The organism is Vibrio sp. 704 (assembly GCF_033339295.1).
Genome location: NZ_JAWOUH010000763.1, coordinates 1 through 578 on the forward strand (window position 1 = coordinate 1; position 578 = coordinate 578).

Genomic DNA, 578 nt, shown 5'->3' on the forward strand with positions numbered 1-578 from the left:
GTTTCTCATAGTTTTGATCCTGCGACCGAAAACAGTGTGCTGCGTGTTGCGATCAACTCGTCCATTGCACAATGGTTTTCTGCCGCGTTTACTCAGCTGCTAGCCAAGGAAGCGCCGTTTATGAACTTGGTGATCGAAGACTGGACGGAAACCACGCCAGACAAAATCGATGCGGGTGAAATCGCTTTTGGTATCAACTATTTCCCTATGGAGTTGCCGAAGCATCTGGTTCAGAAAAAAGGCGGGCGGGACGACTTTGCTCTGGCCTGCCGCGCGACGCATCCGCATGGTGGCAAACGCATGTATTTGGATGACATTTCAGAGTACGCGTACGCGGTTCACATCATCCAACATTGGAATGAAAAAGAAGATCACATCTCGCGCTTATTACAGCCTTTTTCAGTTGTCCCAAGAATTCAACTGCGTACCACGCACATCAACACCATTTTGAATTTGGTTGCGGATAGCGATGTGCTGTTTCCTTGTTCGCGTCACTTGATCAATCAGTTAGATAAGCGTTTTTCTTTTATCGAATTTGATGATGCGCTGCCGAAATTAGAGGGTAACTTCGGTTACGT

At 47.2% G+C, this 578-nt stretch carries 1 protein-coding gene; it reads left to right on the forward strand.

All coding sequences use genetic code 11. From position 1 onward, the window contains the following. Positions 1-578: LysR substrate-binding domain-containing protein (locus tag R7R24_RS28975; protein WP_318120495.1), on the forward strand; the 578-nt coding region annotated here is incomplete at both ends.